The 15,628-nt window shown below is 72.8% G+C and carries 10 protein-coding genes and 1 pseudogene; 7 read left to right on the plus strand and 4 right to left on the minus strand.

Annotated elements, in window-relative coordinates; genetic code table 11:
- Window positions 1-209 precede the first annotated feature (209 nt).
- Together gltB and GR130_RS09940 are read left to right on the plus strand one after the other, a co-directional pair.
- Window positions 210-4,832 carry a glutamate synthase large subunit gene (gltB, locus tag GR130_RS09935; protein ID WP_159504365.1) on the plus strand — a complete coding sequence of 1,541 codons (4,623 nt, stop codon included), beginning with the start codon at window positions 210-212 and terminating at the stop codon, window positions 4,830-4,832.
- Entirely contained in the window at window positions 4,825-6,285 is a 1,461-nt protein-coding gene (locus GR130_RS09940) for a glutamate synthase subunit beta (RefSeq protein ID WP_159504366.1), read from the plus strand. The genes gltB and GR130_RS09940 overlap by 8 nt, the downstream gene beginning before the upstream one ends.
- Before the next feature lie 150 nt (window positions 6,286-6,435).
- On the opposite strand, the gene GR130_RS09945 is transcribed toward GR130_RS09940, so the two are convergent.
- Window positions 6,436-7,005, minus strand: coding sequence for a hypothetical protein (locus GR130_RS09945; RefSeq protein WP_159504367.1), 570 nt, complete (start codon window positions 7,003-7,005; stop codon window positions 6,436-6,438).
- Between the two features lie 66 nt (window positions 7,006-7,071).
- On the opposite strand from GR130_RS09945, the gene GR130_RS09950 reads away from it, so the two are divergent.
- Complete coding sequence (locus GR130_RS09950) at window positions 7,072-7,836, plus strand: ArsR/SmtB family transcription factor (RefSeq protein ID WP_159504368.1); 765 nt, start codon at window positions 7,072-7,074, stop codon at window positions 7,834-7,836.
- 198 nt (window positions 7,837-8,034) lie between these two features.
- Here the strand turns inward: GR130_RS09950 and GR130_RS09955 are convergent, their stop codons facing one another.
- Together GR130_RS09955 and GR130_RS09960 are read right to left on the minus strand one after the other, a co-directional pair.
- Window positions 8,035-8,508 carry a PPOX class F420-dependent oxidoreductase gene (locus tag GR130_RS09955; protein ID WP_159504369.1) on the minus strand — a complete coding sequence of 158 codons (474 nt, stop codon included), beginning with the start codon at window positions 8,506-8,508 and terminating at the stop codon, window positions 8,035-8,037.
- A gap of 63 nt (window positions 8,509-8,571) precedes the next feature.
- A complete protein-coding gene (locus GR130_RS09960; protein ID WP_159504370.1) occupies window positions 8,572-9,069 on the minus strand; it encodes a hypothetical protein in 498 nt (165 codons plus the stop codon).
- Between the two features lie 148 nt (window positions 9,070-9,217).
- On the opposite strand from GR130_RS09960, the gene GR130_RS09965 reads away from it, so the two are divergent.
- Together GR130_RS09965 and GR130_RS09970 are read left to right on the plus strand one after the other, a co-directional pair.
- A complete protein-coding gene (locus GR130_RS09965) occupies window positions 9,218-9,955 on the plus strand; it encodes an MBL fold metallo-hydrolase (RefSeq protein ID WP_159504371.1) in 738 nt (245 codons plus the stop codon).
- A 361-nt stretch (window positions 9,956-10,316) separates the two neighbouring features.
- On the plus strand, window positions 10,317-11,012 hold the full coding sequence (locus GR130_RS09970; RefSeq protein ID WP_159504372.1) for an alpha/beta fold hydrolase: 696 nt from the start codon (window positions 10,317-10,319) through the stop codon (window positions 11,010-11,012).
- A 45-nt stretch (window positions 11,013-11,057) separates the two neighbouring features.
- On the opposite strand, the gene GR130_RS09975 is transcribed toward GR130_RS09970, so the two are convergent.
- Window positions 11,058-11,966, minus strand: a complete 909-nt coding sequence (locus GR130_RS09975; protein ID WP_159504373.1) for a hypothetical protein — start codon at window positions 11,964-11,966, stop codon at window positions 11,058-11,060.
- Window positions 11,967-12,233: 267 nt separating this feature from the next.
- On the opposite strand from GR130_RS09975, the pseudogene GR130_RS09980 reads away from it, so the two are divergent.
- A pseudogene (locus GR130_RS09980) lies at window positions 12,234-12,623 on the plus strand (LuxR C-terminal-related transcriptional regulator); the annotation flags it as partial.
- Between the two features lie 270 nt (window positions 12,624-12,893).
- On the plus strand, window positions 12,894-15,491 hold the full coding sequence (pepN, locus tag GR130_RS09985; protein ID WP_159509872.1) for an aminopeptidase N: 2,598 nt from the start codon (window positions 12,894-12,896) through the stop codon (window positions 15,489-15,491).
- The last annotated feature ends 137 nt before the right edge of the window (window positions 15,492-15,628 follow it).

The raw sequence follows: 15,628 nt of genomic DNA on the forward strand, positions 1-15,628 counted from the left end.
GCAACGTCGCTCGCCGAACGCCGCCGTACGGGACGGCCCTGTTTCCGTCCGCGTCCCACTTGAGACTCACCGCATGCGCGGTGTCCGCATGTTGGAAGGCACTATCCGCTTTTCGAGAAGCGGGCCATCCTGTAACCTGCACGAAATTTCGCGGAGGGCCAACGTCGTCCCTCGGCAATGCCTTTGCCACGACGACGTTGGGAGAGCCGATGCGTTCCGCGTCCACGCACTCCGCGACCACCAGCAGCGCCAGCGCCGCCGCATGGTCGCCCATGGACGGGCGCCCCGCCCAGCAGGGGATGTACGACCCGCGTAACGAGCACGACGCCTGCGGCGTCGGCTTCGTGGCCACCCTCACCGGCGAGGCCAGCCACGCCCTGGTCGAACAGGCCCTGACCGTCCTGACGAACCTGGAGCACCGCGGTGCCACCGGCTCGGAGCCCGACTCGGGCGACGGCGCGGGCATCCTGCTCCAGGTGCCGGACGCGTTCCTGCGTGAGAACGTGACCTTCGAGCTCCCCGATGCCGGTGGCTACGCCGTCGGCATCGCCTTCCTGCCGTCCGACGCACACGAAGCGGCCGACGCCGTCTCACGGATCGAGACGATCGCCGGCGAAGAGGGCCTGGACGTCCTCGGCTGGCGGGTCGTCCCGGTCGCCCCCCAGCTGCTGGGCAACGGCGCCCGTGCCACCATGCCGGCCTTCTCCCAGCTCTTCGTGGCCGACGGGGAGAGCACCGGCCTGGCCCTGGACCGCAAGGCGTTCGCGCTCCGCAAGCGCGCCGAGCGCGAGGCGGGCGTCTACTTCCCGTCGCTGTCCGCCCGCACCATCGTCTACAAGGGCATGCTGACCACCGGCCAGCTGGAGCCCTTCTTCCCGGACCTGTCCGACCGCCGCTTCGCCACCGCCATCGCACTGGTCCACTCGCGGTTCTCCACCAACACCTTCCCGAGCTGGCCGCTCGCCCACCCGTACCGCTTCGTCGCCCACAACGGCGAGATCAACACCGTCAAGGGCAACCGCAACTGGATGCGCGCCCGCGAGTCCCAGCTGGCCTCGCGGCTCTTCGGCGGCGCGGACGCCGCACACGCCGACAACCTGGAGCGGCTGTTCCCGGTCTGCACCCCGGACGCCTCCGACTCCGCCTCCTTCGACGAGGTCCTGGAGCTGCTGCACCTCGGCGGCCGCTCGCTGCCCCACTCGGTCCTGATGATGGTCCCCGAGGCGTGGGAGAACTCCACCGCCATGGACCCGGCCCGGCGGGCGTTCTACCAGTACCACTCCACGATGATGGAGCCCTGGGACGGCCCGGCCTGCGTCACCTTCACCGACGGCACCCAGGTCGGCGCGGTCCTCGACCGCAACGGTCTGCGCCCCGGCCGCTACTGGGTCACCGACGACGGCCTGGTCGTGCTCTCCTCCGAGGTCGGCGTCCTCGACATCGACCCGTCCAAGGTCGTCCGCAAGGGCCGCCTGCAGCCCGGCCGGATGTTCCTCGTCGACACCGCCGAGCACCGGATCATCGAGGACGACGAGATCAAGGCGCAGCTCGCGGCCGAGCACCCCTACCAGGAGTGGCTGGACGCCGGGCTGATCGACCTCGCCGACCTCCCCGAGCGCGAGCACATCGTGCACACCCACGCCTCGGTCACCCGCCGCCAGCAGACCTTCGGCTACACCGAGGAGGAGCTGCGGGTCATCCTCGCCCCGATGGCCAAGACCGGCGCCGAGCCGATCGGCTCCATGGGCACCGACTCGCCGATCGCCGCACTCTCCGAGCGCCCCCGGCTGCTCTTCGACTACTTCACCCAGCTGTTCGCGCAGGTCACCAACCCGCCGCTGGACGCCATCAGGGAGGAGCTGGTCACCTCCCTGATCTCCTCCCTCGGCCCCCAGGGCAACCTCCTCGCGCCCACCGCGAGCTCCTGCCGCAGCGTGACCCTGCCGTTCCCGGTCATCGACAACGACGAGCTGGCCAAGCTCGTCCACATCAACGCCGACGGCGACATGGCCGGCATGAAGGCCGTGACCCTCTCCGGCCTCTACCGGGTCTCTGGCGGCGGCGAGTCGCTGGCCGCCCGGATCGAGGAGATCTGCGCCGAGGCCGACGCCGCCATCGCCGACGGCGCCCGGCTGATCGTGCTCTCCGACCGCCACTCCGACGCCGAGCACGCGCCGATCCCGTCGCTGCTGCTGACCGCCGCGGTCCACCACCACCTCATCGGCACCAAGACCCGCACCCAGGTCGGGCTGCTGGTCGAGGCCGGCGACGTCCGCGAGGTGCACCACGTCGCGCTGCTGATCGGCTTCGGCGCGGCGGCGGTCAACCCGTACCTGGCCATGGAGTCCGTCGAGGACCTGGTCCGGGCGGGGACGTTCCTGCCCGGCGTGGACGCCGACACCGCCATCAGGAACCTCATCAAGGCGCTCGGCAAGGGCGTCCTGAAGGTCATGTCCAAGATGGGCATCTCGACCGTCGCCTCCTACCGCGGCGCGCAGGTCTTCGAGGCCGTCGGCCTGGACGAGGAATTCGTCGCGAAGTACTTCCACGGCACCGCCACCAAGATCGGCGGCGCCGGCCTGGACGTCGTCGCCCAGGAGGTCGCGGCCCGGCACGCCAAGGGGTACCCGGCCTCCGGTATCGCCGCGACCCACCGCGCGCTGGAGATCGGCGGCGAGTACCAGTGGCGCCGCGAGGGCGAGCCGCACCTCTTCGACCCGGACACGGTCTTCCGGCTCCAGCACTCCACCCGTTCGCGCCGGTACGACATCTTCAAGCAGTACACCGAACGGGTGAATGGGCAGTCCGAGCGCCTGATGACGCTGCGCGGCCTGTTCTCCTTCGCCTCCGACCGGCCCGCCGTTCCCCTGGACGAGGTCGAGCCGGCGTCCGAGATCGTCAAGCGCTTCTCCACCGGCGCGATGTCCTACGGGTCGATCTCCAGCGAGGCCCACGAGACCCTCGCGATCGCCATGAACCAGCTCGGCGGCAAGTCCAACACCGGCGAGGGCGGCGAGGACCCCGAGCGCCTCTACGACCCCGCGCGCCGCTCCGCGATCAAGCAGGTCGCCTCCGGCCGCTTCGGCGTGACCTCCGAGTACCTGGTCAACGCCGACGACATCCAGATCAAGATGGCCCAGGGCGCCAAGCCCGGCGAGGGCGGCCAGCTGCCCGGCCACAAGGTCTACCCTTGGGTGGCGAAGACCCGGCACTCGACGCCGGGCGTGGGGCTCATCTCCCCGCCGCCGCACCACGACATCTACTCCATCGAGGACCTGGCCCAGCTGATCCACGACCTCAAGAACGCCAACCCGGCCGCCCGCATCCACGTGAAGCTGGTCTCCGAGGTCGGCGTCGGCACGGTCGCCGCGGGCGTCTCCAAGGCCCACGCGGACGTGGTCCTCATCTCCGGCCACGACGGCGGTACCGGCGCCTCGCCGCTCACCTCCCTCAAGCACGCGGGCGGCCCCTGGGAGCTGGGCCTGGCCGAGACCCAGCAGACGCTGCTGCTCAACGGCCTGCGCGACCGGATCGTGGTGCAGACCGACGGCCAGCTCAAGACCGGCCGCGACGTGATCATCGCGGCTCTGCTGGGCGCCGAGGAGTTCGGCTTCGCCACCGCCCCGCTGGTCGTCTCCGGCTGCGTGATGATGCGCGTCTGCCACCTGGACACCTGCCCGGTCGGCATCGCCACCCAGAACCCGACGCTGCGCGAGCGGTTCAGCGGCAAGGCCGAGTACATCGTCAACTTCTTCGAGTTCATCGCCGAGGAGGTCCGTGAGCTCCTGGCCGAGCTGGGCTTCCGCAGCCTGGACGAGGCCATCGGCCACGCCGAGATCCTCGACGTCGCCAGGGCCGTGGACCACTGGAAGGCGCAGGGCCTGGACCTGGCCCCGCTGCTGCACGTCCCCGAGCTGCCCGAGGGCGCCGTCCGCCACCAGGTCACCGTCCAGGACCACGGCCTGGCGAAGGCGCTGGACAACGAGCTGATCAGGCTCGCCGCGGACGCGCTGGCCGCGGACACCCCGGAGGCCGCCCAGCCGGTCCGCGCCCAGGTCGCGATCCGCAACATCAACCGGACCGTCGGCACCATGCTCGGCCACGAGGTCACCAAGAAGTTCGGCGGCGCGGGCCTGCCCGACGACACCGTCGACATCACCTTCACCGGCTCGGCCGGCCAGTCCTTCGGCGCGTTCCTGCCGCGCGGGGTCACCCTCCGCCTGGAGGGCGACGCCAACGACTACGTCGGCAAGGGCCTCTCCGGCGGCCGGGTCGTGGTCCGCCCGGACCGCGGCGCCGACCACCTCGCCGAGTACTCCACCATCGCGGGCAACACCCTCGCCTACGGCGCCACCGGCGGCGAACTGTTCCTGCGCGGCCGGGTCGGCGAGCGGTTCTGCGTCCGCAACTCCGGTGCCACGGTGGTCTCCGAGGGCGTCGGCGACCACGGCTGCGAGTACATGACCGGCGGCCGGGCGGTCGTCCTGGGCGAGACCGGGCGCAACTTCGCGGCCGGTATGTCCGGCGGCATCGCCTACGTCATCGACCTCGACCCGGACAACGTCAACAAGGAACTGACCGACGCGGTCCGCCCGCTCGACGACACCGACAAGCAGTGGCTGCACGACGTCGTGCGCCGCCACCAGGAGGAGACCGGCTCCACCGTCGCCGACAAGCTCCTCGCCGACTGGGACGCGGCAGCCGCCCGCTTCCGCAAGGTCGTCCCGGCCACCTACCAGGCAGTGCTCGCCGCCAAGGACGCCGCCGAGCGAGCCGGGCTCTCCGAGTCCGAGACCCACGAGAAGATGATGGAGGCGGCGACCAATGGCTGACCCCAAGGGCTTCCTGAACCACGGGCGTGAGAGCGCCAAGACCCGCCCCGTCCAGGAGCGCGTCAAGGACTGGAACGAGGTCTACCAGCCCGGCTCCCTGCTGCCGATCATCAGCAAGCAGGCGTCGCGCTGCATGGACTGCGGCATCCCCTTCTGCCACAACGGCTGTCCGCTCGGGAACCTCATCCCCGAGTGGAACGACTACGCCTACCGCGAGGACTGGACCGAGGCCAGCGAGCGGCTGCACGCGACCAACAACTTCCCGGAGTTCACCGGGCGGCTGTGCCCCGCGCCCTGCGAGGCGGCCTGTGTGCTGGGCATCAACCAGCAGCCGGTCACCATCAAGAACGTCGAGGTCTCCATCATCGACAAGGCGTGGGACGCCGGCGACGTCACCCCGCAGGCGCCCGAGCGCCTCTCCGGCAAGACCGTCGCCGTCATCGGCTCCGGCCCGGCCGGTCTGGCCGCCGCCCAGCAGCTGACCCGGGCCGGCCACACCGTGGCCGTGTACGAGCGGGCCGACCGCATCGGCGGTCTCCTCCGCTACGGCATCCCCGAGTTCAAGATGGAGAAGCGGCACATCAACCGCCGTATCGAGCAGATGCGCGCGGAGGGCACCAAGTTCCGTACGGAGGTGGAGATCGGCCGCGACATCGACGCCGCGAAGCTGCGCAGGCGCTACGACGCCGTGGTCATCGCCGCCGGCGCCACCACCTCCCGCGATCTGCCGGTGCCCGGCCGCGAGCTGAACGGCGTGCACTACGCGATGGAGTACCTGCCGCTCGCCAACAAGGTGCAGGAGGGCGACCTGACGGTCTCCCCGATCACCGCCGAGGGCAAGCACGTGGTCGTCATCGGCGGCGGCGACACCGGCGCGGACTGCGTCGGCACCGCCCACCGCCAGGGCGCCCTCTCGGTGACCCAGCTGGAGATCATGCCCAAGCCGGGCGAGGAGCGGAACCCGGGCCAGCCCTGGCCGACCTTCCCGATGCTCTACAAGGTCACCTCCGCGCACGAGGAGGGCGGCGAGCGGGTCTACTCCGTCTCCACCACCCACTTCGAGGGCGACGAGGACGGCAACGTCCAGTGGCTGCACCTGGTCGAGGTGGAGTTCAAGGACGGCAAGCTGGAGCAGAAGCCCGGCACCGAGCGGAGGATCCCGGCACAGCTGGTCACCCTCGCGATGGGCTTCACCGGCACCGACCAGGAGAACGGCCTGGTCGAGCAGTTCGGCCTGGAGCTGGACGCCCGCGGCAACGTCGCCCGCGACGCGGACTTCGCCACCAACGTCCCCGGCGTGTACGTCGCCGGTGACGCCGGGCGCGGCCAGTCGCTGATCGTGTGGGCCATCGCCGAGGGCCGCTCCGCCGCCCGCGGCGTGGACCGCTTCCTCACCGGAGCCAGCGCCCTGCCGGCTCCCATCAAGCCGACGGACCGCGCACTGACCGTGTGAGCGGCCGTCACCCGATGTCCCGTACAACGTCGTACGGAGGCATGGGGACCGGGTGAATCCCGGGACCCGTGTGCGGCGCCTGTCCCCTCCCCCGACCGGAGGGCAGGCGCCGCGCTCTTCTGTCCGGCACTCCTGGCCCGGCCGCTGCCGCTACGCGTCCCGCTGCGCCGGAAAGCGCCGCCCCAACTGCCGCGCCAGCTCCCGTGCGGGCGCCGGTGCGGCCGGTGGCGGGGGCGTGCGCGGCGGCCGGAAATCGTGTACCGGTGGGCGCCAGGCCGAGACGTCGACGGTGCCGTCGCCCAGCGGCAGCACCCAGCGCGGGTCCGCGTGCACCCGCAGCACCTGCGCCTCGATCTGCGTCCAGGCGCCATCGGTCACCGTGCGCTCACCGACCCTGCGCGCCTCCAACTGCACGGGGCAGTGCGCCAGTCGGGGCGGCCGTACCAGCTCGGACGGTTCCGTCCAGGGCGCCTGCTCCGCGTCGGTCCCGCTGCCGGCCCCCTCCTCGGCCGCCGCCTCCTTCGGGGGGAGGTTGAAGACGACGTCCGGCCGTACGGCGAGATTCTGCGCGGTCCGCCCGCGGGACGGCAGCCAGACACTCACCACCGGGCCGAGATCCCATCGGATCCGCAGCGTGACCAGCACGAACGTGCCGTCGTCGTTCTCCGTGGACAGCAGCGCCGGTACGACGGAACTGCTCTTCTCCAGCGCGGTTTTCATGCCCTGAGGATAGAAGCCGGACGATTCGGTTCTCACCGAAGTGTTATATGTGATTACGCTCTGCACATGAACCGATGGGACGCCGATCACGAAAGCACCGCGGAGACCCCCGACCTGGCCGCTCTCGCGGCGCTGCTCGCGGACCGTACCCGTGCCGCCATCTGCATCGCCCTGCTCGACGGCGGCACCTGGACCGCCGGTGAACTGGCCGAATACGCCGGGGTCGCACCGTCCACCGCGACCGAGCACCTCAACCTCCTGGTCTCCGGCGGGCTGTTGGCCGAGGAGCGGCAGGGCCGGCGGCGCTATGTCCGGCTGGCCGGGCCGCACACCGCGGAGACGCTGGAGAACCTCGCCGGGCTGGCCCCGTACCGCCCGGTCAGGATCCGCTCGCTGGCCGAGGCCAACCACCGGCGGGCCCTGCACCACGCGCGCACCTGCTACGACCACATCGCCGGGGCGCTCGGTGTGGCCATCGCCGAAACGATGACCGAACGCGGGCTGCTGGCACGGGAGTACGGCCTGGTGCTCACCACGGCCGGCGCCGACTGGCTGGCCGCCCTCGGCATCCCCGAGGCCGGCTACTCGCCGACCCACCGGGCGCACGTCCGCACCTGTCTCGACTGGACCTCGCGCCGCCAGCACCTCTCCGGCGCGGTCGGCGCGGCCCTCTACCGGCACGCGCTGGAGCACCGCTGGATCATCAAGGCCCCGGCCAGCCGCATCCTCGCGGTCACCGAGTCCGGGCGGGCCGCCTTCCGGGCGCAACTGGGGCTGCCCGCCGAGGTGCTGACGCCCACTCCGGCGGTGCTGCCGCCGCGCACCCCGTAAGGGGCGTCGGTCCGTGCCGACGTCGCCGACGGGGTCGATGCGGTCGTCGCCCGGCCGCCGCCGCCAGCGGCCGCGCGGGCGCCGTCGCGGACGTCACGGGGGCGGCGGCCTTCCCGCGTCACCGGCGGACCGGCACCTCACCGGCCAGGCGCAGAACGTCAACGGGGGCGCCCGCAGCACCCGTTGATCGCGCGCGCGTCAGGCGTCCGGGTCGACGAGGCGGGCCGGGAAGCCGCCGGTCGCGATCGGGCCCCAGCGCCGCGGCGTCACCCGGATCAGGGACTTGCCCTGCTTGCGCATGGCCGCGCGGTACTCGTCCCAGTCCGGGTGCTCGCCGGCGATGTTGCGGTAGTACTCGACCAGCGGCTCGATGGAGTCCGGGGCGTCGATCACCTCGGCCTCACCGTCGACCTGCACCCACGGGCCGTTCCACTCGTCGGACAGCACGAGCACGCTGACCGACGAGACCCGGCGGGCGTTGCGCGCCTTGGCACGTTCCGGATACGTCGACATCACCAGCCGCCCGGAGTCGTCCACCCCGCAGGTCAGCGGCGAGCACTGCGGGGTGCCGTCGGAGCGGCGGGTGAGCAGGATCGCGCGGTGCCGGGGGCGGACGAACTCCAGCAGGGCGGGCAGTTCGACGCGGGTGTTGGTGGCGATGGAAGGGCTCATGGCCGCGAGCCTAGGGCGTGGAGTGCACTCCAAGGCCGACAGCCGGGCCCGGCCAGCCGCCTGTCAGCCCTTCAGCAGCTGCCTCCCGGTGGCCGCGTCCACGATCTTGCGGCCCGCCAGCGGGCTCTTCAGCCGCACCTTCACCTTGTCGGTGGCCAGCTGCTCGGTGCACATCCCCTTCGCGCTCTTCTTCCTGCCCCAGCCGGTGACCACCACCAGGTCCTTCGACTCCAGGCTACGGGCGCCGAAATGGAGGTCGCAGGCGCTGTGGCCGACGGTCACCGTGATCTCCCGTACGCCGGTGCCCTGCGGGCGGTCGGCGCCGGCCAACGGGAGCAGCGCCTCCTGGCGGCCCGGCACGGGGGAGACCTTCGGCCAGTCCTGCACTATCTGGGCGGCCCGCCGGGCGAAGGCGTCCTGCGGCGCGGGCGGCGCCGCGGCACCCACCCGCTGGTCCCCCTTGGCGCAGCCGGAGAGCGCGACGGCGCCGGCCGCCGCCACGGACAGGACCAGGGCGGTCGTACGGATGCGGGAACGGGAGCGGTGAGCGGCGTACTGCATGACATGCCTCCTTGGGTCGCCGATGGGACGCGGCAGCGGCACGACGGGTTCCGCCCGGGACCTCCACCGGGCGCTTTCGCCCTCCGCTCAATCCGCCCACGGCACAAAGCGGAGACGGGCCGGACGCGCGGCGGCTAGCGTCCCGGACATGGACGCAGCACTCACCCGGATCGGCCGGCACATCTGGCAACTCCCCTTCCCCGTAGGGCATGTGTACCTCGTCGCGCTGCCCGGCGACGGCTACGCCGCCATCGACACCGGCATCCCCGGATCCGGCCCCGCCGTCCTCGGCGCCCTGGCCGAGCTCGGTGCCCCACCCGCCGCGCTGCGGCAGATCGTGCTCACCCACTGCCACGTCGACCACATGGGGTCGGCCGCCGAACTCGTCGACGCCACCGGCGCCCGGGTGCTGGCCGGCGCCCTGGACGCCCCGTACATCCGCGGCACCGCCCCCGAACCGCCGCCGGTCCTCGGCCCGGCCGAACAGCAGCTGCACGAAGGCATCATGGCGGGGCTCGCGGCCGGCGGGATGCCGCCGCTGCGCCACACCGAGGTCGACCGCGAGCTGCACGACGGCGACACCCTCGACGACTGGCACGAACCCGTACGGGTGCTGCACGTCCCCGGCCACACGCCGGGCGGCATCGCGCTGCACCTCCCGGAGAGCCGGCTGCTCTTCCCCGGCGACATCATCGGCGCCGACCCGGACGGCGCGCACGCGGTCCTCGGGCCCATGAACGTCGAACGCGCCGTGGCCGTCGCGTCGTTCCGGCGGCTGGCGGCCCTGGAGGACCTCGACACGGTCTGCGTAGCGCACGGCGGCCCGATCCGCTCCGGTGCCCGCGAGGTGCTGGCGGCGGCCACGCCCGAGGAGGACTGGCGCTGACCGGCCGGGCACGGACGCGGCGGGCGGCCGGTCAGGAGGATGCGCGCGCCACGGGGCGGAAGGTGCCGAGCCGGTGGACCGAGGGTACGGCGGCCGGGTCGCGGACGAGCCCGTCGACCAGCCCGGCGATCCGCTCCGGCGCGGCGGGCAACGGCCGTGCTGGACGGTGGAGTTGGGGTGGCCGGGGGAGCGGCGGGATCGGTCATGCCGCCGGGCGTCCTCGCAGAGGGGTCTGCGCCGGCGGTTCGCGGGCTCCGGGTACGGCCCCCGCGCAGTGACACGTGTAACGTCGGGCCCGGCCGCGCCGACCCTGGCCTGTCGGACAGGCCCTGCGGCGCGAACCCGGCGAGAGGGGCACGGTATGCAGCTGCACACCCATGAATGGGGGACCGGCGACCGGATCGCGGTGCTGGTCCACGGGATCATGTCCGACCACCGCACCTGGCACCGGGTCGGCCCGGCCCTCGCCGGGCGGGGCTATCGCGTCATCGGCGTCGATCTGCGCGGCCACGGCCGCAGTCCGCGCGGCGAGTACAGCCCGGAGCTGTTCGCCGACGACCTCGTGGACACCCTGCCGGCCGGCGCCGACGTCGTCATCGGGCACTCGCTGGGCGGGCTGGCGCTGTCCCTGGCGGCCGAGCGGCTGCGGCCGGCACGCGCGGTCTACAGCGATCCGGCGTGGTCGCTGACCGAGGCGGCGCAGCCGGTCGATCCCGCGGTGTTCGTGACGTTCAAGCGGGCCGAGCGCACGCTGGTGCGGAACTTCAACCCGCGCTGGGACGACGCCGACGTCGACGTCGAGCTGGCCACGCTCGCCGACTGGGACACCGGGACGGCCCTGGCCCTGTCCGGGCACCACCTGCGCGACCGGACGCCGCAGCGGCCGGTGGTCCCGTCGCTGGTGCAGATCGCGGGGGAGGGGTTCCTCTTCACGGAGGAGGCGGCGAAGGAGCTGACCGCCCGCGGATTCGAGGTCCGTACGGTGCGGGGCGCGGGGCACACCATCCACCGGGACGACCTGGAGGGGTTCCTGGCCGGGCTGGAGGGCTGGATCTGACCGGCCCGGCGTGCAGCTGACGTTGCGTCATTCATTGACGTGGCGTCAGGTATCGCAGTCCAGAAGGGTTCCGCACAGGCCGCAGCGGGCCTGGAGACGGCCGCGGACCGGGACGCGGATGCGCTGCCAGCAGGCCGGGCAGGGGAACGACACCCGCGCGGGGGGCCCGGCACCCGCCGCCGGTTCGAAGGCGTAGCCGTCGCCGGCGGCGGGCCCGGCGGTGCGCCCGCGCTCCCGGGCCAGCCGGCGGTCCTTGGCATAGCGGAGCCGGGCGGCCCAGCCGGCGGCGGCCAGCGGCGGGCGGCGGGCGTCCTGGCGGGCCCGCGCCCGCCCGGTGAGGTACGCCTCGTACGCCTGCGGGCTGGTGAACCACGGCGCCGGGTCCTCGTCGAAGAACTCGGCGCGCTTGGCGAGGACGTAGCCGAACTCCTCCGGCGTCAGGTAGCCGAGCTTCTGCGAGAACGGGCCGTGCTCGCGGTAGGCGTCCAGCAGCAGCCAGCCGGCGCCGAGGTAGGTGGTGGCGGTGTCGGTGAGGATCTCGTTGTCGCGGGTGCCGGGGAACGACAGGTCGAGCCGGTGCAGGTAGACGTGCGTCACCTCGTGGGCCAGGGCGGCGCCGATGTCCTTGCGGTGCTTCTTGAAGCGCTCGTTGAGCTCGACGAAGTACTCGGGGCCCGCGGTCAGTTCGACATGGGCGGCGTGCTCCATCTCGCGGAAGGTGATCACGATCCGGGCGTCCGGCAGCCGCAGCTGGTGGACCATGGCGCGGGCGACGCGCTGGGCGCCCAGGTGGATGTCCTCGGTGTCGTCGAAGGCGACGTCGACGGGCAGCACGCTGGTGCCGAAGGTGTCGACCGTGTCGCGGGAGAGGCGCCTGAAGAGGGCCGTGAGGGCCGCCCGGACCGTGTCGAGATGGGGGAATCCGTGCTGGATGTCGCTGCCGCCGCTGGCCATCCGGCCACTGTACGGCCCGGCGGGCGCGCCGGGCGCGGTCCGTACGGGGTCGGCGTGGTGCGGGAGTTGGCCGGATGTTGACCCGTGTCACTCCCTTCCCGCACTCCACATAATCGCAGGGCGCTTTACGGGTTCATTGCCAGCGGACCCGGACGCTCTGCGATGCGCTGCCGTTCTTCCCGTTTCCGCGGTGGCGCATGCGCCACCGTCCAGGGTTGCCATGAGCCTGCCATGGTGCGCTGCGCCCGGCCCGGCAAGCCCGGCGTGTACATCCACGCCGCGCTCCGCGGCGGCGCCTGCGGCTTCCTCCTCAAGGACGCCAGCCCCGCCATGCTCGTGGAGGGCGTCCGCGCCGCCGTCGGCGACTCGCTGGTCTCGCCCGCCATCACCCTGCGGCTGCTGCGCGAGTTGACCCCGGCCACCGGGCGGGGCGGCTGCGCCCGGCAGCCGTCCGAGCAGCTCACCGAGCGCGAGGAGGACGTCGTCCGGGCGCTGGCGAGCGGCCGGACCAATGCCGAGATCGCCGACGAGCTGTTCGTCTCGCTGTCCACCGTCACGTCGCATCTGGCGAACGTGCAGACCGAGCTGGCCGCCCGCAACCGGGTCGAGATCGCCGCCTGGGCCCGGGAGACCGGGCCGGCCACAGGCGGACCGTGACCGGCCGGACCGCCGGCCGCCGCGGCGGACCGCCCGGATGAGCCCGACGCCCGCTTCACCGCCCTGGACGGGACGCGGGCCGGCGCCGCCTTCGAACGGATCGAGACCGCCGGCGGCGAGGCGCTGGGCGCGATGCGCCGACTGGTACGGGTGCTGCGCGAGGACGAGGCCCGCGCCCACCCGGTGGCCGGTACCGCCCCGGCGGCGCCGCCCGACCGGCCCGGCCAAACCCCTGTGCGGCCCCCACCGGCCGTGCGGCAGCATGACTCCATGCCCGTACTGCAGCGCGCCGACGCGCAATCCCGAGCCCGGCTCATCGACGTCCAGCGTTACGACATCGCCCTCGATCTCACCCAGGGCGACGAGCAGTTCACCTCCCGCACCACCGTGCACTTCACCGCCCGCGAACCCGGCGACACCTTCGTCGAGATCCGCCCCGACACCCTCCACACCGCCACCCTCGACGGCCACCCCCTCGACCCCGCCACCCTCGACGACAACCGCCTCCCCCTCACCGGCCTCACCCCCGGCCCCCACGAACTCCGCCTCCACGCCACCATGCGCTACTCCCGCACCGGCGAAGGCATGCACCGCTTCACCGACCCCGCCGACGGCGAGAGCTACGCCTACACCCAGCTCTTCATGGACGACATCCAGCGCGTCTTCGGCGCCTTCGACCAGCCCGACCTGAAGGCAGTCTTCGCGCTCACCGTCACCGCCCCGCCCACCTGGACCGTCCTGGCCAACGCCCGCACCGAGCAGCAGGCCGACGGCACCTGGCAGGCCGCCCCCACCCCCCGCATCAGCACCTACCTCGTCGCCGTCGCCGCCGGCCCCTGGCACTCCGTCCGCACCGAGCACGCCGGCCTCCCCTTCGGCATCCACTGCCGCCGCTCCCTCGCCCCCCACCTCGACGCCGACGCCGACGAGATCCTCGACCTCACCCGCCGCTGCTACGACCGCTACCACCAGATCTTCGAAGAGCCCTACCCCTTCGACTCCTACGACCAGGCATTCGTCCCCGAGTTCAACGCCGGCGCCATGGAGAACCCCGGCCTGGTCACCTTCCGCGACGAGTTCGTCTACCGCTCCGCCGTCACCGACACCGAACGCCAGACCCGCGGCATGGTCATCGCCCACGAGATGGCCCACATGTGGTTCGGCGACCTGGTCACCCTCCAGTGGTGGGACGACATCTGGCTGAACGAGTCCTTCGCCGAATACATGGGCTACCAGGTCCTGTCCGAAGCCACCCGCTTCACCGACACCTGGACCGACTTCGCCATCGCCCGCAAGGGCTGGGGCTACGACGCCGACCAGCGGCCCTCCACCCACCCCGTCGCCCCCACCCCCGAAGACGTCCCCGACACCGCCTCCGCACTCCTCAACTTCGACGGCATCTCCTACGCCAAGGGCGCCTCCGCACTCCGCCAACTCGTCGCCTGGATGGGGGAGAAGGACTTCCTCGCCGGCATCAACGACCACTTCGCCCGGCACCGCTTCGGCAACGCCACCCTCGCCGACTTCCTCGACTCCCTGGCCCGCGCCACCGACCGCGACGTCCACGCCTGGGCCGCCCGCTGGCTGCGCACCACCGGCGTCGACACCCTCACCCCGGCCACCACCGAGGACCGCGACACCTGGCACCTGGACATCACCCACACCGGCAGCCGCCCGCACCGCATCGCCGTCGGCGCCTACGACCCCGACCCCGCCGACCCCGGCCGGCTCACCCTGCGCGACCGCTTCGAGGTGGACATCCCGCAGCAGGAAGGGCGGACCCGCCGGACCTTCTCCCGGCCCGCCCCGGCCCTCGTCGTCCTCAACGACGGCGACCTGACCTACGCCAAGGTCCGCTTCGACACGGCGTCCTGGCAGACCGCCGCCCGCTCCCTCTCCGGACTGCCCGCCCCGCTCACCCGCGCCGTCGTATGGAACGCCGCCCGCGACATGGTCCGCGACGGCCAACTCCCGCCCGCCGCCTACCTGGACGCGGCCCGCGAACACCTCCCGCACGAGACCGACCTGGCCATCGTCCAGGGCGTCCTCGCCTTCGCCCGCACCCAGATCGCCGACCGCTACCTCCCCCTCCCCGAACGCCACACCGCCCTCGCCACTCTCACCGGCATCAGCCGCGACCTGCTGCGCCGCACGGAAGGCCCCGCGAACGGCACCGGAGCGGGCCTGCGCCTCACCGCCGTACGCACCCTCATCGACAGCGCCACCAGCCACGAAGGCATCCAGGAGTGGCTCGACGACGGCAGCGTCCCCGGCGGCCCCGACCTCGACCACGAACTGCGCTGGCGCATCCTCGCCCGGCTCGCGGCACTCGGCGCCGCCCCCCTCGCCGAGCTCCGCGACACCATCGACGCGGAACTCGCCCGCGACCAGAGCGCCACCGGCCGCGAAGGCGCCGCCCGCTGCCACGCGGCCCTCCCCGACCCCGCCGCCAAACAGGCCGCCTGGAACGCCCTGTTCACCACCGGCGGCGAACGCACCGACGGCGGCGAAACCGGCACGCCCGCGGAAGCCGCCGAACCCGCCGAACTTGCCGAGCTCTCCAATTACCTCTTCACCGCGACCGCCGCCGGCTTCTGGGCCCCCGAACAGCACGACCTGCTCCGCCCCTACGTGGCCCGCTACTTCGCCGCCGTCCCCGCCCTCGCCGCCCGCCGCGGCCCCGCCCTCGCCAAGGCCGCCGGCCGCTACGCGTTCCCCGCCACGTTCGTCGAGGAGGAGACCCTCCGGCTCGGCGAGCGCTGCCTCGCCGACGCCGACCCCACCCCCGCCCTGCGCCGCACCCTCGCCGACCAACTGGACGATCTGCGCCGCGCGTTGCACGTCAGGGAAGCCGCCGCACAGCGGTAGGGCCCGTGCGGTGGGCCGGCCGGAAGGTCCCGGCCGGCCCACCGCACAGGGGTGCCGCCGGACCGGCAGCCGGCGGCACCCGAACACATGCGGGACAACCATCCCCCGAACGGGTGATCCCGGGGCAACCGGTGGAT

The organism is Streptomyces sp. GS7 (genome assembly GCF_009834125.1).
Classification (GTDB): Bacteria; Actinomycetota; Actinomycetes; order Streptomycetales; family Streptomycetaceae; genus Streptomyces.